Source organism: Ruegeria sp. CH8, from assembly GCF_056536985.1.
Genome location: NZ_JBQFQR010000032.1, coordinates 1 through 21123, shown reverse-complemented (window position 1 = coordinate 21123; position 21123 = coordinate 1). Strand labels below are relative to the sequence as shown.

19 protein-coding genes are annotated in these 21123 nt (G+C 58.6%); 16 read left to right on the top strand and 3 right to left on the bottom strand.

Features of this window, described 5'->3' with window-relative positions:
- The first annotated feature begins 79 nt into the window (after positions 1–79).
- The 3 genes from ACR0ER_RS22930 to ACR0ER_RS22920 are packed head-to-tail and all read left to right on the top strand — an operon-like array spanning position 80 to position 5234.
- Positions 80–1600 (top strand): trimethylamine methyltransferase family protein, encoded by a 1521-nt coding sequence (locus ACR0ER_RS22930; protein ID WP_480770872.1) that lies wholly within the window; start codon positions 80–82, stop codon positions 1598–1600.
- On the top strand, positions 1587–2762 hold the full coding sequence (locus ACR0ER_RS22925; RefSeq protein WP_480770871.1) for a mandelate racemase/muconate lactonizing enzyme family protein: 1176 nt from the start codon (positions 1587–1589) through the stop codon (positions 2760–2762). Before ACR0ER_RS22930 ends, ACR0ER_RS22925 begins: the two co-directional genes overlap by 14 nt.
- Positions 2763–2774: 12 nt before the next feature.
- Complete coding sequence (locus ACR0ER_RS22920) at positions 2775–5234, top strand: GcvT family protein (protein WP_480770870.1); 2460 nt, start codon at positions 2775–2777, stop codon at positions 5232–5234.
- Positions 5235–5419: 185 nt separating this feature from the next.
- Here the strand turns inward: ACR0ER_RS22920 and ACR0ER_RS22915 are convergent, their stop codons facing one another.
- Complete coding sequence (locus ACR0ER_RS22915) at positions 5420–6094, bottom strand: GntR family transcriptional regulator (RefSeq protein WP_170336168.1); 675 nt, start codon at positions 6092–6094, stop codon at positions 5420–5422.
- 124 nt (positions 6095–6218) lie between these two features.
- On the opposite strand from ACR0ER_RS22915, the gene ACR0ER_RS22910 reads away from it, so the two are divergent.
- The 11 genes from ACR0ER_RS22910 (at position 6219) to ACR0ER_RS22860 (ending at position 15241) form a co-directional block, all read left to right on the top strand.
- Positions 6219–6719 (top strand): TRAP transporter small permease, encoded by a 501-nt coding sequence (locus ACR0ER_RS22910; protein ID WP_480770869.1) that lies wholly within the window; start codon positions 6219–6221, stop codon positions 6717–6719.
- A gap of 3 nt (positions 6720–6722) precedes the next feature.
- A complete protein-coding gene (locus tag ACR0ER_RS22905) occupies positions 6723–8009 on the top strand; it encodes a TRAP transporter large permease (RefSeq protein WP_480770868.1) in 1287 nt (428 codons plus the stop codon).
- 19 nt (positions 8010–8028) lie between these two features.
- The gene (locus ACR0ER_RS22900) at positions 8029–9039 is read left to right on the top strand and encodes a DctP family TRAP transporter solute-binding subunit (RefSeq protein WP_480770867.1); all 1011 of its coding nucleotides are present in this window, start codon (positions 8029–8031) and stop codon (positions 9037–9039) included.
- Positions 9040–9060: 21 nt separating this feature from the next.
- On the top strand, positions 9061–10029 hold the full coding sequence (locus tag ACR0ER_RS22895) for a C-terminal binding protein (protein WP_480770866.1): 969 nt from the start codon (positions 9061–9063) through the stop codon (positions 10027–10029).
- Positions 10023–10682 (top strand): bifunctional 4-hydroxy-2-oxoglutarate aldolase/2-dehydro-3-deoxy-phosphogluconate aldolase, encoded by a 660-nt coding sequence (locus ACR0ER_RS22890; protein WP_480770865.1) that lies wholly within the window; start codon positions 10023–10025, stop codon positions 10680–10682. Before ACR0ER_RS22895 ends, ACR0ER_RS22890 begins: the two co-directional genes overlap by 7 nt.
- A complete protein-coding gene (locus ACR0ER_RS22885) occupies positions 10679–11329 on the top strand; it encodes an RraA family protein (RefSeq protein WP_480770864.1) in 651 nt (216 codons plus the stop codon). Before ACR0ER_RS22890 ends, ACR0ER_RS22885 begins: the two co-directional genes overlap by 4 nt.
- 70 nt (positions 11330–11399) lie before the next feature.
- A complete protein-coding gene (locus ACR0ER_RS22880) occupies positions 11400–12590 on the top strand; it encodes an L-dopachrome tautomerase-related protein (RefSeq protein ID WP_480770863.1) in 1191 nt (396 codons plus the stop codon).
- A gap of 61 nt (positions 12591–12651) precedes the next feature.
- Positions 12652–13569 carry a sugar kinase gene (locus ACR0ER_RS22875; RefSeq protein WP_480770862.1) on the top strand — a complete coding sequence of 306 codons (918 nt, stop codon included), beginning with the start codon at positions 12652–12654 and terminating at the stop codon, positions 13567–13569.
- Between the two features lie 3 nt (positions 13570–13572).
- Positions 13573–14277: an SDR family NAD(P)-dependent oxidoreductase gene (locus ACR0ER_RS22870; RefSeq protein ID WP_480770861.1), complete on the top strand. Its 705-nt coding sequence runs from the start codon at positions 13573–13575 to the stop codon at positions 14275–14277.
- 12 nt (positions 14278–14289) lie between these two features.
- A complete protein-coding gene (locus ACR0ER_RS22865; RefSeq protein WP_480770860.1) occupies positions 14290–14817 on the top strand; it encodes a 2,4'-dihydroxyacetophenone dioxygenase family protein in 528 nt (175 codons plus the stop codon).
- Positions 14795–15241 carry a methylglyoxal synthase gene (locus ACR0ER_RS22860; protein WP_480770859.1) on the top strand — a complete coding sequence of 149 codons (447 nt, stop codon included), beginning with the start codon at positions 14795–14797 and terminating at the stop codon, positions 15239–15241. The genes ACR0ER_RS22865 and ACR0ER_RS22860 overlap by 23 nt, the downstream gene beginning before the upstream one ends.
- 123 nt (positions 15242–15364) lie before the next feature.
- On the opposite strand, the gene ACR0ER_RS22855 is transcribed toward ACR0ER_RS22860, so the two are convergent.
- Complete coding sequence (locus ACR0ER_RS22855) at positions 15365–16273, bottom strand: LysR family transcriptional regulator (protein WP_480770858.1); 909 nt, start codon at positions 16271–16273, stop codon at positions 15365–15367.
- Between the two features lie 158 nt (positions 16274–16431).
- Between ACR0ER_RS22855 and ACR0ER_RS22850 the strand changes: the two genes are divergently transcribed.
- Both ACR0ER_RS22850 and ACR0ER_RS22845 read left to right on the top strand, forming a co-directional pair.
- Entirely contained in the window at positions 16432–17091 is a 660-nt protein-coding gene (locus ACR0ER_RS22850; protein ID WP_480770883.1) for an IS6 family transposase, read from the top strand.
- Between the two features lie 142 nt (positions 17092–17233).
- The gene (locus ACR0ER_RS22845; protein ID WP_480770857.1) at positions 17234–19096 is read left to right on the top strand and encodes an adenylate/guanylate cyclase domain-containing protein; all 1863 of its coding nucleotides are present in this window, start codon (positions 17234–17236) and stop codon (positions 19094–19096) included.
- A 210-nt stretch (positions 19097–19306) separates the two neighbouring features.
- On the opposite strand, the gene ACR0ER_RS22840 is transcribed toward ACR0ER_RS22845, so the two are convergent.
- The gene (locus tag ACR0ER_RS22840) at positions 19307–20776 is read right to left on the bottom strand and encodes a tetratricopeptide repeat protein (RefSeq protein ID WP_480770856.1); all 1470 of its coding nucleotides are present in this window, start codon (positions 20774–20776) and stop codon (positions 19307–19309) included.
- Positions 20777–21123 lie beyond the last annotated feature (347 nt).

Genomic DNA, 21123 nt, shown 5'->3' with positions numbered 1-21123 from the left:
GCAAATCATACAATTTTTCAAGCGTCACAACGCTGTTTTCGTGGGGATAGTATCACGCGAAACATTGGAGTGACTCGTAATGGCTCGGCGCACACGTCAATCCCGGTCCCGCGGTTCAGAACCGGGTTCGGTTCCGGCATCCCCCTATATCCAGCGCAGTTTGGCCTATTTTGACCCTCTGAACGACGAGGATCTGAACCGACTTGAGGCGCAGGTCGACTGGATATTCGAGAATGTGGGGATCGCGTTCCGCGATGACCCCGAGGCGCTGGAATTATGGCGTCGTGAGGGTGCTCAAATCAATGGTGACATTGTGCACGCCGACGCCAGTTGGATACGCGATTTGTGTTCAAAGGCGCCCAAAAGTTTCGAACAGGTCGCGCGCAACCCTGAGCGTTCAGTGGTGATCGGGGAGGGCAATCAGGTCTTTGCCCCGGTCTATGGCGCGCCCTTTGTGCGCGATCTGGAAGGCGGGCGCCGCTATGGCGATATCGAGTCGTTCGAGAAGCTGGTCAAGCTGACCTATATGCACCCGAACCTGCATCACGGCGGGTTTGTAACCTGCGAGCCCTGTGACGTTCCGGTCAGCAAGCGCCATCTGGACATGATGTTCGCGCATATGACGCTGAGCGATAAACCGCATCTGGGCGCGATCACCGAGATGAGCCGCGCGCAAGACAGCGTTGAGATGGCCGAGATCGTCTTTGGTGCGGATTTCATGGAAGACAATTGCGTGATCATGGGCAACGTGAACACGAACTCTCCACTGCTGGTGGACCGGGTGGTCACCGAGTCGGCTCGTGTCTATTCGGCGCGCGGTCAGGGTTTGATCGTTGTTCCGTTCATCCTGTCCGGCGCCATGGGTCCGGTCAGCACCGCAGCCAGTGTCGCTCAGGCCATGGCCGAGGCGATGATGGTCTGTGCCTACGTTCAACTGCTGCGCCCCGGTGCGCCATTTGTACTGGGCAACTTTCTGTCGTCAATGTCGCTGAAATCCGGTGCGCCGACCTTTGGTATGCCCGAGCCGGTGATGTCGAACTATGCCATTGGTCAGCTTGCCCGCCGGGCCGGTTTGCCGTTGCGTTGTGGCGGTTCGCTGACTGCGTCCAAGATCGAAGACGCGCAGGCGGCTTATGAATCAGCGGATTCAATGCATTCAACCATGCTTGCGGGTGCGAATTTTGTGCTGCATTCGGCCGGTTGGCTCGAAGGCGGGCTGTGCACCGGCTTTGAAAAACTGATCATGGATGCGGATCGGTTGGGCTCCTACCAGAAAGTGCTGAGCCAGGGTTTGGACACCAGCGAGGAGGCCTTTGCCCGCGACGCTTACGCAGAGGTTGAAGCCGGTGGTCACTTCCTAGGCTGCGCCCACACCATGCGCAATTATCAGACTGCGTTCTATGAGCCCAAGCTTAGCGACAGTGAGAATGTCGAAAGCTGGGAAGAGGGTGGATCGAAGGACATGCGCCACCGCGCCTATGAGCGCTGGAACCAGATGCTGAACGAATATCAGCCACCCGCAATGGATGAGGCCAAAAAGGAAGAGCTGGCCGCCTATGTTGCCCGCCGCAAAGAGGAGATCCCGGATGCCTGGTATTAAGATCACCGGCCTGCGGGCGACCCCGGTCAATATCCCGCTGGAAAAGCCGATGTGGTGGACCGGCGGGCATTACCCGGGCACCTCGAAAACCATTATCGAGGTTGAGACGGATCAGGGTATTGTCGGACTGGGCGAAGCACCCTCGGTCGATGTCGTCGATACGGTCCGTGCGATGGGCGAACGTTTGATCGGAGCTGATCCGCTGGATATTGCGGGCTGCGAAAGCCTGTGCGTCCCGCCTTGGCAGATCGTTCAGAACACCGATGACAGTTCAGTGGTCAAAGCTTTTGGTGCGATCGAAATTGCCCTGTGGGACCTGCGCGGCAAAGTGGCCGGGGAACCTCTGTATCGTCTGCTGGGCGGTGCGGTGCGCAAGGAAATCCCTTTCACCGAATATTTCGGGTTCCGCGAAGGCGGTGAGATGAGCCCCGAGGCCGTGGCCGATTATTGCATCCGCATGCGCGAAGAACACGGCAGCACCATGTTCGAAGGCAAGCTGATCCTCGGCAACCCCGAGCTTGAGATCGACACGGTTAAGGCCCTGCGCGAAGGCCTGGGCCGCGAGGCGATGATCCGTCTGGACAGCAACATGCAGTGGAGCCTGCCCACTGCCATGCGTGTCTTCCGCGAGATAGAGCCTTACAACATCCGCAACTACGAAGACCCGGTTGCCACGTTCGAGGAAATGGCGGAACTGCGCCGTCACTTCTCCATTCCGATCTCGACCCACGTGCCGGATATCCGCAAGGCTGTCGCCTTGAGGGCACCGGATTACATCGTGACCAACTTTGCCGTGCTGGGCGGGATGTCCCGCGCCGTGCGCTTTATTGGTGCGTGTGAGGCGATGGGCGTGGGCTTCTGGTGCTATTCCGGTGACGCCGGGATCGCGACTGCAGGATACCTGCACATGTCCGCGGCGATGCCGTGGATTTCCGAGCCGTCGCAATCGCTGTTCCGCTGGCAGATCGGCGACGTCATCGAAGGCGGGCCTTTCCGTCAGAAAAACAACGTGATTTCTGTTCCCGAAGGTCCCGGCCTCGGCGTGACGCTGGATCGCGATGCGCTTGCTTATTGGCACAACCATCTGGTCCAAAACGGACCGCTGGACCATTTCCATGACCCCGCTATGCCCGGCCGCTTCCGCCGGTTGCCCCTGAACTAAGAAGGACCACCTATGCCTGAGATTCAAAAAGACGAAAGCACGTCCGGCAAAAAGCTCCCGTCCCACGCCAAGGTCGTCGTCATCGGCGGTGGCGTTGTGGGCTGTTCGATCCTGTTTCACCTGGCCAAGTTTGGCTGGAAAGACGTCGTCCTGCTGGAACGTGATGAGCTGACGTCCGGTTCATCGTGGCACGCCGCCGGTCAGATCCACACCATCAGCTCGGACCCCAACATCTCGCGCCTGCAGAGCTATACCATTGATCTGTATAAAGAGATCGAAGAGACCTCGGGCCATTCGGTCGGCCTGCATATCACCGGCGGTTTCTATGCGGCCTCGACCAAGGAATGGTATGATTACCTCAAGCGTGAACGCTCGAAAGCGCGCTACATGGGTCTGCATCAGGAGTTCATCAGCCCCAAGGAACTTGCCGAGCGTCACCCGCTGATCGACCCTAAGCATTATTACGCAGCCCTCTGGGACGAGCAGGACGGTGACCTCGATCCCTCGGGCGCGACCTATGCGTTTGCCAAGTCGGCCCGCGTGCATGGCGCGCAATACTTCACCCATTGTGGCGTGAAAGACATGAAGCAGCGCCCCGATGGCAGCTGGGATCTGATCACCCCGAAAGGCTTGATCAACGCCGAGCAGGTCGTGAACTGCGGTGGCCTGTGGGCACGTGAAGTTGGCCATATGTCCGGCATCCACCTGCCGGTGCAGCCGATGGAGCACCACTATTTGATTACCGAAAAAATCCCGCTGATCGCTGAACGTATGGAGAGCATGGGCGAAGCGGGCCGTCTGCCGGCCGGTATCGACTATGAGGCCAATATTTACTTCCGTCAGGAGCGTCAGGGCATGCTGTTGGGCACCTATGAGCCCAAGTCGACCCCGTGGAAAGTGGACGGCACGCCTTGGGACTTCGGGCATGAGTTGCTGCAACCCGATCTCGACCGCATCGCCGACCGTCTGGAAATGTCGTTCGAGCGTATCCCGACCATCGGTGAAGCTGGCATCAAGGACATGATCAACGGGCCGTTCACGTTTGGCCCTGATGGCAACCCGATGATCGGTCCGGTGCCGGGCATGAAAAACTACTGGGTCGCCGTGGGTGTCATGGCGGGCTTTTGCCAGGGCGGCGGTGTAGGCCTGACCATGGCTGAGTGGATGATCGACGGAGAGCCCTCGATCGACGTCTGGGCGATGGATGTGGCGCGGTTTGGCGAGTTCGCGACGCCCGACTGGGGCACCATCAAATCCTCGGAAAATTATGAGCGTCGCTTCGTGATGACTTTCCCGAACGAAACCTTGCCCAAGGGCCGGATGCAGAAAACCACAGCGCTTTATGACCGTTTGGTCGCAAAGGGTGCCGTGATGGGGCAGGGCTTTGGGCTGGAAAACGCCTTGTGGTTCGCGGACAATCCGGAAGACGCGCATGAAACGCCCACCTTCGAGCGCAACCGCTCGCACGACTATGTCGCGCGCGAGGTGAAAGCCGTACAAGAGGCCGTCGGTGGCATTGAGATCGCCAACTTCGCCAAGCACGAGTTCAAGGGCGCGGGCGCGCGTGAATACCTCAACAAGACGCTTGCCGGATACGTCCCGAAACCCGGCCGTCTGGCGCTGACCCCGATGCTGACCGAAAAGGGCCGTCTGTATGGCGACCTGACCGTTGCGTGCCTGGGTGAAGAGCACTTCATGCTGTTCGGTTCGGGCGCGATGCAGGAGGCGCACCGCCGCTGGTTCGAAAAGGACCTGCCTGCGGATGTGAGCTATGCCAACGTCTCGGATGATTGGCACGGCATCGCCCTTTCGGGTCCGAAATCGCGCGAGCTGTTGGCCCGCATCACCCGCGACGATGTCAGCGCTGACGCGCTGAAGTTCCGCGATCTGCGCCAGACCTTCGTGGGCGGTGTGCCGGTAATCCTGAACCGTATCTCGTTCTCGGGCGAGTTGGGCTTTGAGATTTACTGCCGCCCGCAATACCTGTTGCGTCTGGCCGAGGCGATCGAAGAGGCCGGAGCCGATCTGGGCTATCGCTGGTACGGTGCGCGTGCCCTAATGTCGCTGCGTCTAGAAAAAGGCTGGGGTGTGTGGACCACCGATTTCCGCCCGGACTTCAACGCGGTCGAAGCCGGCATAGATGTCTTCATCAACTGGAAGAAGGACTTCGTCGGCAAAGAGGCTACGCTGAAGTTCAAGGAGGACGGCGTCGCCCGCAAACTTGTCACCATGACAATCGACGTGGATGGCATCGATGTTTCGAACGACGAGGCAATTCTTAAAGACGGCAAGGCCGTCGGCTATGTCTCATCCGGGGGCTACGGACATCGCGTGGGAAAATCGATAGCGATGGGATATGTCACCACCGAATGCGCGATCCCCGGAACAAACCTGCAGGTTGAAATCCTCGGCGCGTTCTACGATGCCGAAGTGCTGGGCAACCCTCTGTACGACGCCGACATGCGGGGATGAGCCAAAGGTCAGTGGGTATTTGGCGATCGGGCTGAAATGGGCTTCGGTTGTGGGCCTGTTTTGATGCACATCATCTGGCCGGAACGCAACGCGCTTTGGAGCAAGATCCAATTGGCAGATATAGCCCCGGTATCGCCGGGGCTATCGCGTGGCTGCGCGCCGCCGGTCTTTCAACCGGCCGAACGTTATCCTGATCCTGTTCCGTCGGGCTGTGTCGCATCACTCCAATAGGACCCTTCTTTCCGGTCTATATGAAGCTTCAGGATGTCCAGCGCCTTGGCAATGTCGCCCTGTTCGACGCATTGGACCAGCTCAATATGTTCCCTGAAGGACTTTGCCATGTGGTCCGGGTGATAGCCCAACCGGCTGCGCAATGCCGCCATTTTCAATGCAATCGTCTGATAGGCGTCGTTCAGGAACCGATTGTCGGCGCAGTCGAAAAAACACTGGTGGAACATCGTATCCTGAAACAGGTATTCTGCATCGTTTCCGGCCCCGCGGGCCTCTTTCATCCGATCGACGCAGGCGCTGAGCGCGGCATGAAGCGCTTGCGGGTTCACCTGAATAGCTGACGTCAGGGCGGTCGTCTCAAGGCAGACACGGGCATCGCAGAGCTTGGCCAGTTCCTCGGGTTCCAGATTGAACACGAACGACCCCCTTTGAGGCTCAACGACTAGTAGCCCCTCCATCTCGAGCCGGTTGATCGCTTCGCGGACAGGGGTGCGACTGACCTCAAGATTCTTGGCGATTCGTGCTTCGGACAATTGCTCACCCAGTTCGAATTCACCTGTGATGATCCGTTCGCGCAGGTTTTCTGTCACCAATTCCGTCAATGATTTCGGTCTGTTGAATAGGCTCATGTCGCTCTCCTCGGGTCGACAGTAGCAGCGATGTCTCTGGCATACAATGTGTTAGTGTTGATATATTGGCATACTGTATGCCAGTTTTGATTCTCACCGAGAGACGGCATTGGGAGGGGCGTCTTTGCAACTTCTGGAGACATGGATTGTTGCCCTGAACCGGGCGCTGGTCGCTGCGGCACTGGCTGCGGTTTTCGCAATCGTCTTTGCCAATGTGGTCGGGCGGTACGGATTGGGCGCATCTTTTGCCTGGGTGGAAGAGGTCGCCCGACATCTGATGATCCTCGGCGCCTTTTGCGGTGCGGGCCTTGCCCTGCGTGAAGGGCGGCTGGTTGCGATCACCACCATTCCTGACCTGTTGCCGGACGCTCTGGCCCGCCTGCTGCGCTGGGGCATCGTCATCGTCATGTTCGGCTTCATGGCAACGATGCTTTGGCTGGGCATCCGGTTTGTCGAATTCGGCTGGAACAAAGAAACCATGTCCACCGGCATTTCACGGGGCATCCCCTATCTGGCGATCCCAATCGGCTGCGCGTTGTTCCTGATCCAGCTGGCCTTCTTCGCCAAACGATTTGTCAATCAGGAGTTCGAGCATGGCCCGGACGGCGACAAGGTCGAGGGCTGAGTCATGGCAAAAACCCTGATCATCCTGTTTTTCGCCACCCTGTTTTTGGGCGTTCCCGTCGCCTTCACCATGGGTATTGCCGGGATTTCGGCAATCTTCATCGACGGCTCGCTGAACCCGCTTGTGGCGACCCAGCGCATGTTTGCCGGGATCGACAGCTTTCCCCTAATGGCGGTGCCGTTCTTTATCCTCGCGTCCGAGCTGATGACGGCCTGCGGTTTGACAAATGCTCTGCTGCGGTTCGCCAATGCTCTGGTCGGGCATGTGCGGGGCGGGTTGGGTCACGTGAACATCCTGGTATCCATGCTGTTTGCCGGGATCAGCGGCTCGGCGCTGGCGGACGCGGCGGGGCCTTCGGCCATTGTCATGCGGATGATGCGCGAGGCCGGGTATGAAAAGAACTATGCCGGTGCCCTGTCCGCCGCAACGGCCACTATTGGGCCGATCATCCCGCCATCCATTCTCGCGGTGATCTTTGCGATCTCGACCAACGGCGTGACGGTTGCGGGGCTGTTTCTGGCCGGGATCGTGCCGGGTGTTCTGCTGGGCGTCGCGCTGGCCGTTGCCAACCATATCGTGTCGACCCGCTACGGCTATCGCGGGCGCGAGCATCGCGCGACCCTGATCGAGTTGCGCAGCGCAACCCTGTCGGCCATTCCGGCCCTGATCATGCCCGCGATCATTCTGGGTGGCATCCTGTTCGGCGTCTTTACCCCGACCGAGGCGGGGGCCGTGGCCTCGGCCTATGCGCTGTTCCTGGGTTTCCTTATGCGGGCCTTCACCCTTCGCACGCTTTATGCGGCCTTCGTGCGGGCGGCGGTGGTGACATCCTCGGTCTTTCTGATCGTGGCGATGGCCTCGATCTTTGCCTGGCTGCTGACCTACCTGCAGATACCGCAGGAACTGGCCAAACTGATCACTCAGATCACCGAGAACCGTCTGGGCATCCTGTTCATTCTGGCCGGTTTTGCCCTGATCTGCGGGTTCTTCATCGACACGCTGCCTGCGCTGATCATCCTGACGCCGATCCTCGGCCCCATCGCCTATTCCGCCGGGATCGACCCGCTGCAATTCGGCATGATGCTGGTGCTGAACCTGACCATCGGCATGATCACCCCCCCGGTCGGCCCGGTGCTGTTTGTGATCGCCACTGTCGGACAGCTGAAAATCGAACGGCTTTCAAAGGCGGTGCTGCCGCTGCTGCTGGCTGAACTCGTTGTGCTTTTGCTGGTCATCCTCGTGCCAAGCGTCAGCACCTTCATCCCCAACTTCTTTGGATTTGCGAACTGACATGAAAGGGAGGAACCTCATGAAAACCATGTCGAAACTGATGACGGCCACGGCTGTTGTTGCGATGACCGCGGCGGGCGCTGCCTCGGCCAAGGAACTGAAATACGCGCATTTTCAGGCCGCTGACCTGAGCTCGCCCAAACACGCCGCCGCGCTGGCTTTCGAGGCCTGTGTCGAGGGCAAGACCTCGGGATCGATCGACGTGCAGATCTTTCCGGCCTCGCAACTGGGCGGCGGCTCCGAGATCATGGAGGGTCTGCAACTGGGCACGGTTCAGATGGCGGCTATTCATGATGGCCCGATCTCGGCCGTCTACAAGCCGTTCTCGGTTCTGGCGATGCCCTACCTGTTCGACGATCAGGCCATGGCCTGGGCGGTGATGGACAGCGAATTTGGCGATGCGCTGGCCGAGGACATGTTGGCCCAGACCGGCATCCGCAACTTTGGTGTGGCCGACAACGGCGTACGCAACTTTACCAATAACGTCAAACCCGTGGCCGAGCCGGCCGATATGGAAGGCCTGAAAATGCGCGTCATGACCGCGCCGGTCTGGGTAACTTTGGTGGAAAGCCTGGGTGCCTCGGCAACCCCGGTTCCGTGGCCTGAACTGCCCGGCGCGCTGCAGCAGGGCGTTGTGGACGGTCAGGAAAATGGCGTGACCAATATCGTCAACGCTTCGCTCTACCAGCACCAGAAATATGTCTCGCTGGATGGGCATGTGTTCAGTTGGCACGCCTATCTGATGTCGGACATGTTCTACCAAAGCCTGACCGATGACGAGAAGAAAGCGGTCGAACAATGCGTTGAGATTTCGAAGACGATCCACCGCGGCATGACCGCCGCGCAGGACGCAAACGCGACCACGATCCTGTCGGAAAAAGGCATGGAAGTTATCCCTGTCAGCCCCGAGCAGAAGGCCCAGTTCCGTGCCGCAGCCCAGCCCGCCGTGCGCGAATTCATCGTCAGCGAGATTGGTGAAGACTGGCCGAACCGCCTCGACGCCGCCGTTGCGGCCTACCAGGCCCAGTAACCCATGCCGAGGGACCGTCACATGACTCGCCAGACCATAGCAATCCTTGAACCCGGCTATGCCACCTATGACACCGAAACCTCGGTGCTGGCGGCGCAGGGCGCTCAGATCGCGCCGGTCAAACCGGAGACTGAGGCGGTCCCGGCATTGCAGGCGCTGGACCCGGTCGCCATCCTGGTGCGGGAACGCACCGTGGATGCGGCGGTGATCGATGCCTGCCCGAACCTGAAAGTCGTCGTCCGCTATGGGGTGGGCGTCGACAATATCGATCTGGATTACGCGCGGTCGCGCGGGATTTATGTTGCCAATGTGCCCGATTACGGCGCCGAAACCGAAGTGAGCGAACACGCGCTGGCCCTGTATCTGGCGGTGCAGCGGCGCATTCCGTCCCGCGACGGCGAGGTGCGGCAGGGCCAGTGGGGCATTGGTCAAGCTGCCCTGATCCCTGGTCGCGAAAACGCCACTCTGGGCTTGATCGGCTGCGGCAAGATCGGGTTACAGGCGGCACAGAAATTCCGAGCGCTAGGGTTCACATCGGTTCTGGTGTTCGACCCCTACCTGACGGACGATACGGCGGATGCGGCGGACGTGCGTAAAGTTGACCTAGCCGACCTGTGCAAGACCGCTGACGTCATCAGCCTCCACGCGCTGCTGACACCCGAGACGCGGCATATTCTGGACGCCGATCATATCACGCTGATGAAGCCGACCTCGGTCGTGATCAACGTCTCTCGCGGTGGGTTGGTGGACGAGACGGCGCTGGCCGATGCCCTGAACCAGGGGCGGGTTTTCGGCGCCGGTATCGATGTGTTCGAACAGGAACCGGTCGCGCCGGACAATCCGCTGCTGCACAGCCGCAACACCATCGTTTCGGACCATGCCGCCTGGTATTCCGAGCGCTCGGTCGCGGTGCTGCAGCGATGCGCGGCGCGCGAGGTCGTAAGGGTTCTGAACGATGAGCATCCCGATCATTGGGTGAACAAATGGTAGATTTGGTCAGCACCCTACGATCGGCGCAAATTGTCCCGGTGATCCGCCACAGCGACCCTGAGATCGCTTTGACGGCCTGCGACCTGCTGGCCGAGGCCGGAATTGGCGCATTGGAGATCACCACTACGGTTCCGGATGCCGCTGCCCTGATCGCCGAACTGCGCCAACGCTATCCTGAAATTTGTACCGGCGCCGGAACAGTTCTTGACGCTGGTCAGGCTGACAAGGTGTTGGCGGCCGGTGCTGAGTTTGTTGTCTCTCCGTGTTGGAGCGATGCTGCCGCGCGGGAAGTCCGGGCCGCAAAAGTGCCCTATCTGCCCGGCGCAATGACCCCGGGCGAGGTTCACCATCATGCGGAAAACGGCGCCGCGTTGATCAAGATTTTTCCGGCCGATGCTGCTGGAGGACCCGGGTTCCTGAAGGCGGTCAAATCCGTGTTTCCCGGCCTCGCCCTGATGCCGACCGGCGGCGTGTCTTCTGACACCGCGCAATCCTATCTGAACGCCGGCGCGCTTTGCGTCGGCATGGGTGGAAACCTGCTGCCCGCCCGGGCGCTTGAGGCCGGGCACATCAGCCTGGCCCGCGCAGAAATCAACGCGACCCTCTCGGCCGCATCCTTTCAATCTTCCCAACGTAAGAGGATACTCTCATGAACACCCAAGAACTCGTTGCCGGGTTTCGCGACGTGGCCACCGCATCTGTCGCGGATGCCGTGGACAAGGTTGCGGGCAAGACCGGCTTTCTGCCCGCCTCGATCAAGCCCCGTATCAACGAAAAGAAGATCGTCGGCCCGGCCGTAACAATTCTGGAAGGCCCCACCGACGAATTCCTGCCGCCGCAGCACGCGCTGGACGCCATCGACGAATCCGAGGCCGGCTCGGTCATCGTGATTTCGACCAACGGCACCACCGATGTGGCGTTGTGGGGTGGTCTGATGACCGCTGGTGCAGTGGCCAACAAACACGAAGGCGCCGTTCTAGACGGTGGCGTGCGCGATCTGGTTGAGATCAAGCGCGACTACGACTTCCCGGTTTATTCCCGCTGCGTTAACCCGGGCACCACTTTGGGTCGCGTCCGTACGCTGGCATCGAATGTAGAGGTCGACACGGGCGGTGTGATTGTCCACCCCGGCGACATCATCGTGGCTGATATCGATGGTGCGGTTGTGGTTCCCCGTGAGCATGCTGAAACCATCTTGGAAATGGCGGGCGAGATTGATGAGCGCGAAGCCGAACAGGCACGTCTGATCATCGAAAGCGGCTCGCTGCGCGAAGGTCTGGCGAAATACGGCCGCATCTAAAATGCTAAAACGCCCCACAGGTTGCTCGCAACAACCTGCGGGACACCAGAGCTCAGCAAGGGAGGAATACATGCTGAAACGAATGCTCAACACGGTGGCCCTTACCGCCGTTCTGGCCACCCCGGCGCTCGCGAACGGGCCCGAGGTCGTCGCGGAATGGAACAGTCTGCCCTATGCCGTCAAGGACGAGGCGACAAAATCCGCCTGGGAGGGCAGTGAAATTTTCGGCAAGGCGCTGATTCAGGGCGCCAAGGTCGACAGTCAGGGCAACATCTATGTCTCAACCGCGCGCTGGGGCGGGGCCGAGATCCCCTCGTCCCTGTCCAAGCTGGTCAAGAACGGCGACACGTGGGAGTTGGAGGCATTTCCGTCTGAGGACATGAACAGCATGTCGAACCCCGATGGCCTGAAGGCCGTGCTGGGTTTTGAAATCGACCGAAACGACGTGATGTGGATCCTTGATCAGGGCCACGTGGCTGGCCCTCCGTTCGAAGACGGCGACGCAAAGCTGGTGCTGTGGGATCTGAAAGAGAACAAGGAAATCCAGCGCTATATCTTCACCGCAGAAGAGGCCGACCGCCAATGCTCTTTCCTGAACGATCTGGCCGTCGATAATGACACCGGTTTTGCCTATATCGCCGACAGCGGCATTTTCTGTGACCCGCTGCATGGTGGTCTGATCGTCTATGACAGCAACACCAACTCGGTGCGTCGTATTCTGGATCAGCATCGTTTCACCAATGACGAGCCGAACTTTTTCTTCAACATCGACGACCGCCCGGTTCTGAAAAACGGCGGGATGCGCACCGGAGCCGATGGCATCGCGCTGTCGGGCGACAAGGAAACGCTTTATTGGACCAACCTGACCGGCAATCACCTGTATAGCCTGCCGACCGAGGCCCTGCGCGATTTCGAAGCCAATGAAACCGTAATCGAAAACGCGGTTGAGGTTGCCGCCGTGTTGCCCTCGAACACCGACGGGATGACCGCGGATAACACGGGCAATATCTACATGACCGCGCTGTCGCTGGACGGGATCATGAAATTCGATGAATCCACCCGTCAGGTCAGCCGTTTCGTCTATCACCCGGAAATGAACTGGCCGGACACGCTGGCATGGGGCCCGGATGGCGCGATGTATGTGGTCTCCAACCACCTGCATATCTGGGTCGATGGCGACATGAACTTTGAAGACCCCGAAATCCCGAACTTCCGCATCTGGAAGATTCCGGGTGTCGGCCAAAGCTATACGGCCGAATAATCCTCCCATACACCTTGGTCAGCCTTTCGGGGCTGACCCCTTTTTCGGAAATGAGACACCAATGACCCCCGATATTCTGTGCCTTGGCGAACCGATGCTGGAGTTCAACCAGCAGCCCGACGGGAACTATCTGCCCGGACATGGCGGCGATACCTCGAACTGTGCCATCGCCGCTGCACGACAGGGGGCATCCGTTGGATATGTGACGCATATTGGGGCGGATACGTTCGGCAACTCCTTCATGGAGTTGTGGCAGGCCGAAGGCGTTGACACCTCGACCGTGCGTCAGGTCTCGGACGCCCATACCGGCGTGTATTTCGTGACCCACGGCGCGAAGGGGCATGAATTCAGCTATTTCCGCGCCGGGTCCGCCAGCAGCCGGATGGGGCCGGATGATCTGCCGGTGGTCGCGCTGCAATCGGTCAAGATCCTGCATGTGTCAGGCATCAGCCAAGCGATTTCCGACACCGCTGCAGATGCTGTGTTTGCCGCCATCCGGATGGTGAAAGAGGCCGGGGGTATGGTCTCTTACGATACTAACCTGCGGCTGAAGCTCTGGCCCATCGAGCGGGCGCGGGCCGTGACCCATGCTGCCATGGCGCAGTGCGACATCGCGCTGCCCGGGATGGACGACGCCGAGCAACTGACCGGCCTGTCCGACCCGGATGCCATTGCTGATTTCTACCTGAACCTGGGCGCTAAAATCGTCGCGCTGACGCTGGGGGCCGAGGGCACTCTGGTCGCAACCCCCGACAAACGTGAACGGGTCAAAGGCCGCCAGGTCGAGGCGGTGGATGCCACGGCTGCGGGCGACACATTTGACGGTGCTTTCCTGTCTCGTATTGTTGCGGGTGATGACCCGTTTCAGGCCGCACGTTATGCCAACGCCGCGGCCGCCCTTTCGACCCAAGGGTACGGTGCAGTTGCCCCAATGCCTCGCAAAGACGCGGTCGAGGCGTTTCTTGCGGAAGGAGACTGACCCTTGAAACACGCCGTTGTTATTGGTGGAACCCGCGGCATTGGCGCTGGTATCGCGGGCGAGTTGCGCCGCAAGGGATGGCGTATCACCGCAACCGGCGTCGGGGCTGACGAGGTTTCGGCCTATGCCGCGCAACACCCTGACGACATTTGCGCGCAATTGGATGTGCGGGATACTCAGGCCGTAACCGCGTTCTTTGGAGAGATTGAGCGCCTCGACGGACTGGCCAATTGCGCAGGCGTTCTGGCCCGCGGTGCGGAATACGAGATCGAGACCTTTGAAACGGTGATCGACATCAACCTGACCGGGACCATGCGCTGTTGTCTGGCTGCGCAGCCCATGCTGGCCGCGTCGGGCGGAGCGGTCGTGAACACGGCCTCGATGCTCAGCTATTTCGGAGGGCCTCTGGTCCCGGCCTATTCCGCAAGTAAGGGCGGGGTGGCGCAACTGACCAAGGCGCTGGCCGGAAAATGGGCCGCAGACGGCGTACGCGTCAATGCGGTTGCCCCGGGGTGGATCGAAACCGAAATGACCGAGGCTCTGCGCGCCGATCCGGCCCGCAACCGGCCGATCCTAAGCCGAACGCCGCTGGACCGCTGGGGTAAACCTGCGGAAGTGGGGGCACTGGCCGCGTGGCTGCTGTCGGATGAGGCCGCCTTCGTGACCGGAGCCGTCTATCCCGTGGACGGCGGCTATTCTGCAATGTGAGGAGAATACCTGATGCCAGTACAAGGACAGGACGACGATCCCAGAATGCCCTACCAATTGCCTTTTCCCAAGGATGCGCAGGATGAGATCGTCATTCCCGACGCTGTGGCCGAGGATGAGCGCGTCTGGGTACCGCAAACCGAAAACGTCTCGTTCCGGCCTTTGTGCCTGAACCGGTCGCAGGGATATTGGATGAACCTGCTGCGGGTGCGGAAATCCGGTGTTCTGTCGCGGCACCGGCATCCGCAGCCCGTTCACGGCTTTGTTCTGAAAGGCCGCTGGCACTATCTGGAACATGACTGGGTGGCGCAGGAAGGCGGCTATGTGTTCGAGCCGCCGGGCGAAACCCACACGCTGGTTGTGCCCGATGATGTCGACGAGATGATCACCTATTTCCAGGTCAACGGCGTGATGCTCTATGTCGACCCATGGGGCAAAACCATGGGCTACGAGGACGTCTTTACCAAGATCGACATGTGCCGTAATCACTATGAAGAGGTTGGTTTGGGGGCGGGTTATGTCGAGCAATTCATCAGGTAGACCGCTGAAACTGGCGCTGGTTGCCCATGACGCCAAGAAAGACCTGATGGTCGAATGGGCTCGGTCCCACGCTGACACGTTGCGCCAGGCGCAGTTGTTCGCCACCGGAACCACCGGTGGCCGCATCAGCGCCGCCTTGCCCGAACTTCAGGTTACCGCGCTGAACAGCGGCCCGTTGGGAGGCGATCAGCAGCTTGGCGCGATGATCTGCGAGGGCCGGCTGGACGGTCTGTTCTTTTTCATCGATCCGATGTCGCCAATGCCGCATGACGTGGATGTCAAAGCCCTGAGCCGGTTGGCGATTGTTTACGACCTGCCTTTCGCAAGCAGTCCGAGCACAGCGGATTTCGTACTGACAGGTCTGACCGGATCAAATTCGGTATCTGCGCCTTCGCAGGGTGCTACCTTCAAATCCGACCCGTAGTTTCTGGCAACCTTTAGCTTTGGGTCGTGGGTGTGATTTAGTGCTGTCGTACGCGGTGTTGAGGAAAGGGCCGCTGGACGTCGCAGACGCATTGGCCCGCACGGGTACGCAAGCTCAATGACTTTACGGTCGCCGGTTGGGCGGGACAGCTTGTTCGAGCACCTTGACCAGGAACCTTCCCAATGGTGAGGCCTGGCTTTTCTGTGTCCAGATCATTTCTGATTGCCACGGCGGCATCTCAATCGGCAAAGGCAGCACCGCGCATCCGGCCCGTTGGGCGATGTCTCCAAGCGATGCGGGAACGGTTGCGATCAGGTCGGAGGACGCGATGACAAACGGCAAGGCCGTGAACTGCGCACATGTCATCACGACGTTACGACGTAACCCCTGACGTTTCAGGGTGCGATCTACTTCGCCTTCAAAATCGTGGCTCAACGTCATGAGCGCGTGCCGGGCCTTTAGAAACATGTCCAGGGTCAGATCAGGCCCCACGTAAGGATGATCGGTCCGCGCAATGCAGACAAAGCCATCCTTCAAGATCGGGCGGCGATGCAGCCGTGCGGGCAGGTGGCCGAAGTGACCGATTACCAAATCGATGGCTTCGTCCTCCAGTTCTGTCAGAGAACTTGCCTTGTCCAAAGGTGCGAAACTAACCCGCAGATTTGGGGCGGCATGTTCAAGGTGTTTCATCACCGACGGCGCAAGTGTCAAAACAACCAGATCTGCGGCGGCGATGGTCACCCGGGCGTCACACTTCATCGGGTCAAACTCTGCCGGTGTCAGCATATTCGAGACAAGGTCCAGCGCCTGACGGATTTGAGGGGCCAATTCCTCGGCGCGCTCGGTCGGCATCATGCCGCCAGGGCTACGCTGGAACAACGGATCATCAAATTGTGCCCGCAACCGGTTGAGCGCGTTGCTCACCGACGGTTGCGCCAGCCCGATCCGCGCCCCGGCGTTTCCCACATGGCGTTCCTGATAGAGGGCATCGAAAGCTTTGAGAAGGTTCAGATCTAGTGCATTTATATTCATGATGTCAATTTAACAAATGCGATAAATCTATTTCAACTATGAACTTCCGCGATCGGTCTTGTCAGAAGAACTTGGGTTGAGGCGGGTAGGGTGCTCTCGTAGCCGCCGCTCATGATTAAACAGTCGCATTCAAATACTTTTAAACCAGCCCCGAGGTCATTCGTTTGGCTGTAGTGCTGTACGTTCGTTTCCCATTGTCGCTTCGAAACGTGGAATACGTATTGCAGGAACGGGGAATTGAGGTGAGCCACGAAACCGTCCGATATTGGTGGAACAGGTCTGGCCCGATGTTTGCTGCTGCGATAAGGCGGAAGCGTGTTCAGCAGCTGCGTGCGTTCTCCAAATGGAAGTGGCACGTGGACGAGGTTTTCGTGAAGGTGAATGGCAAGCGGCATTATCTTTGGCGGGCCGTTGATCACGAAGGTGAGGTGCTGGAAGCCGTTGTCACCAAACGCCGAAACAAGCAGGCAGCACTGAAATTCCTCAAGAAATCGATGAAGCGCCATGGCTGTTTAGAAAAGATCGTGACGGATCGCTTCGCGTCCTACAAGGCTGCGCTCAGAGAACTGGGTGCACTCGAAAAACAACAGACGGGCCGGTGGCTCAACAACCGCGTTGAGAATTCACACCTTCCTATCCGACGACGCGAACGCGCCATGCAACGTTTCAGGTGCATGCGAAGTTTGCAGAAGTTCTCCGCCGTCCATTCCTCCGTCTACAACCACTTCAACCAGGAAAGATCGCTCGCCAGCCGAGACATCTTCAAGCTGACCCGCGCTGCCGCTCTTAGCGAGTGGCGTCAACTTTGTTCCGGATAGGTTCGTGGTTTCTGCGGCAAACTGAGACTGGTTAGAATTCGTCTGACAGCACCGTTTCGCGGGCAAAGGAAAACAGTGCAATAATTTGCACGCTACAAAACTGCGCGCGCGTTGTGTACTATCGGTTCACCGGGAGGCAACGATGGATCGCCGATTGACCACCATCCTCGTCGCGGATGCTGTGGCATATTCCCGGTTGATGGGCGAGGATGAAGAAGCCGCGTTGGCAGAACTGACAGCCTGCCGAGCATTGATTGATGCCCAGATCGAGAGCCACGAGGGGAGCATTTTTGGCAGTGCCGGGGATAGCGTGATTGCTGATTTCGCAAGCCCTGTGGAAGCGGTGCGGGCCGCGTTGAGTTCACAGGAAGCAGTGAAGGCGCGTAATGCCGGAAAACCGGAAGCCGGACAGATGAGGTTCCGTTTCGGTGTGCATCTGGGCGATGTGATGGATCAGGACGGAAACCTCCTGGGTGATGGTGTAAATATTGCAGCGCGGCTTGAGGCGCTGGCGCCGCCGGATGGGGTCATCATGTCCAAACCGGTTGCAGATCAGGTCTTGGGCAAGGTGGATGCCACGTTCGGGTATTCCGGTGTGCATAGTCTGAAGAATATCACGAAAAGCGTCGAAATCTGGACCTGGCCCGCCGAAAAATCTGTGAAACCAATGTCACGCTGGGGCGCGCGTCAAGTCGGCTCGCTGGTGGCGGTGGCTGCCGTGGTTCTCGCGTTGGCTGTGTACCAGTTATATCCCTCACACCAGGAACAAGCCCTGCCGACCGGACCGCGCATTTTGATCCTGCCTTTTGAAAACGTGAGTGGCGACCCGGCGGATGAATACTTCAGCAATGGTCTCACCCGCGACATCAACGCTTTGCTTGCGAAGTTTACGAACTTGTTCGTACTGGCACCTGAAACGGGCGTTGCATTTGGGGATAATGCCAATTGCAGAAAAATCAGAGATGAAACCGGTGCCGATTACATCCTCGGTGGAACTGTGCAGCGGTCGAACGAGAAAATACGGGTGACGACCACTTTCATCGATGCTCGGACCTGCTTGCAGCTTCAAGCGCCGGGGCCGTTTGAACGCGACCTTAACCTTGCGAGCGTTCTGGATGTGCAGCTTGAGATCGCGCGGAAGATCGCCTCGCTGGTTGGATCAAGCGATGCGCCCTTGTTCAAAACGGAAATGCTCCAGTTGATCCGGGAAAAAGCGCCGGAGACCCTTGACGCCTACGAGTGTTACATGACGGCGCACTGGTTCTATCAAACATTTGCGTTGCCGGAACACCGCAGGGCGCGGGACTGCCTTCTGCGCACGGTTAGGGAGGAACCGGGGTTTTCCCTGGCTTGGTCACGGTTGGCCTACAACTATCTGGATTCCTATAAGAACTCCTACGATGTCGATCCAAACTGGGCGCAGCTCAGCGAGGAAGCCGCCAGAAATGCAATCGCTGCGGATCGTGACAACCCGGACGCCTACTATTCATTGGCGGTGCGGAGCCGCCTGCTGGGAGAAAGCATGGACGTGTTCCACAAATACGCCCAGAAAGCCGTCGAATTAAACCCGAATGACTCATGGATTCTGGCTGATCTGGGGATATTCCTGGCCTATTCGGGCGACTTCGAAAACGGCATCGAATGGATTGCACGCGCAAGGGCGCTCAACCCGAAATTACACCCCGGCTTCAGAAATGCCGAACATCTCTATGCGATCAGCAAAGGCGACTACGAGGAAGCTATAAACGTGGCTCTTTCCAAGGGGGCCACGTCTCACCACACTTTGGCCAGTCTTGCTGCTTGCTATGCGCTCAACGGGGACAAAAAAAGGGCCGAAGAGACTGTGGCGAAGCTGAAGACAAAGTTTCCCAATTTTTACAAGGATCCGCGTGCGCCGTACCGCGCGAGAGGCATGCCCGATGAGTTGATTGAAAGAATAATGGAGGGCTTAAGGCTAGCAGGATACGAGATGCCATTGGAAGAAAGCGGCGACGGAACTTACTAGCGCAAAATGAAACCAAAATAACTTTGTGCAGCTGACGTTCCTGGTAGCGCAAAGCTACTATTGGGATGCTGTTTTTCGCAGTTGCCGCGAGCGGCAGCTTAGTCCGCATGGCAGTCGTTCGGGCCATGATCGCTATGCGGCTGCTTTTGCCCAAATCGATCGATGCTGCTGCAAAAACTACAAAGCAACGACCAAGTGTGTTGTTGCCACTTATTGAAGTGCCGCGAGGCTTCTTGCTCTGTTTGGAGAAAGATCCAGCGTCGCCTGATAAGCGACCGCAGCGTCATTGGGTTTTCCAAGCTCCATCAGCATGTCCCCGAGAAGTTCTCGTGCCGGAAGGACGTGTCCGGGTGTGACCGGGCTTTTGCCAATCTTATCCTCGAGATCAGCCGCGGCTGCCTGCTTAGCAACTGCGGTCTCAGAGCCCCCACCCGCCAGTTCAATCCAGGCTTCCACCGACATGATCTGTGCTTCGGTCAACTGCGCCCAATAGCCCTGCCCACGCTCCTTCATCACAGCGTGCAAAGACTTGAGCTCGGCAAGCGCGCTCTGCGCTGTATCGACATCACCGCTACGGGCCGCGCCGATACCGATCGCGAACCACCGCATGGCTACAGTTTGTGGAAATTTCTCCCATGGAATGACCGGATGCATCTCAGGCGACAGTGCCGCCGCGACGTCCCATTGTCCCTGCTCAAGAGGCAGCCGAACGGGTGCAGCCGCTAACGCATAAGCGCTTCCGAAACTGGCCTGATGATTTTGAATTGCGAGCATTTCATCGACCAGCCCTGCAGCTTCGTCTGTATTCCCAAGTTGTAGGTGGCCGTAAACCATGTAGTCGATCGCATGCGCATAATGGCTTTGTACCACGTCTTTTGATTGCTCAAGAGCTGCTTCAGCGGACCGGTTGTTCAGATCAATTGATTTTTCCCATTCTCCTGTTCGTGTAAAGATATGAGCGGGCATATGCAGCGCATGTGGAGCGCTTGGAGCCGTTTTATCGTAAATCTCGGCGTACGGCCTGCCTCGCTCCTTGAGTGGCGGATTGTCATAGGCGTGGATCGCGTAGTGAATGACGCCAGGATGTTCTGGTGCCTTTTGATGAAGCGCGTCGAGCGTATCACCCACCTGCGACTTTACTTTGATTCCGTCTGCCCCTCGCGGCGCCGTTGCAAGGCGCGCCAGCGCCGCAAACGCCGCGGCGTCCAAGTCGTCTGCATGTTGGTCCGCAGCTGCCACTTGTTTCTCCGCCCACGATTTAAGCTGAGCGCGGTAGCCTTCCTGGTTTGAGGCGTAGAAAGCAACAGCGGCGTCGATCAATGCTTGTTCAACGGCGCTTTCGGAGGACATTGACGCGAGTCTTTCCGCTGCAGCAGACCCTCTCTCTGTTTCGGCTTCACTGGGAGTGCCCGGCCAAAGAGGGTGAAAGTTCGACATCGCGATGCCCCACTGTGCAATGGCACAAGTTGGATCCACAGACGCTGCTTTGTTGAACGCTTCTTCGGCTTGAATGTACATCATGTTGTGAATGAGATTCAGACCTTCGTTGAAAGCCTGGTCCGCTTTTGGGTTGCATGTTGTCTGGAAATTAGCCTCCGCTGAGACTGCGTGCGCGAAAACAAAAAACGAGCTAATACAGGCGACAAGAGTTTTGCGGGCTTTGGTATGCAAATGCTGCATCTATCGTCTCCATATTAAATATTGTCCGAAATTGTTTGAGCGTATGGCTCGGCGGCATCATACACAAAAATGTGCGATATGTCCGAACTGTCATCTAAGCGGCGATGCGCTCTGTTTGATCGAATATTTTCTTACGCGGCGTGTCCGCGTTATCCGCTGAGCAGTCGTTCAAGCAAAGCAAACGTGCCGCAGCGCAGCTAAGGGCAGCTTAGTCCGCAAAGTGGACGTTCAAGCAAGTTGCTACGAATTCCTGTTTCGAGCCCATAGCTGCCATTTCGACTTTTAATTCCAAAGTGCATTTTTATGTCTTTGGCCTCACTTCACCGGATTGTCAGAGGCCCTGCGAA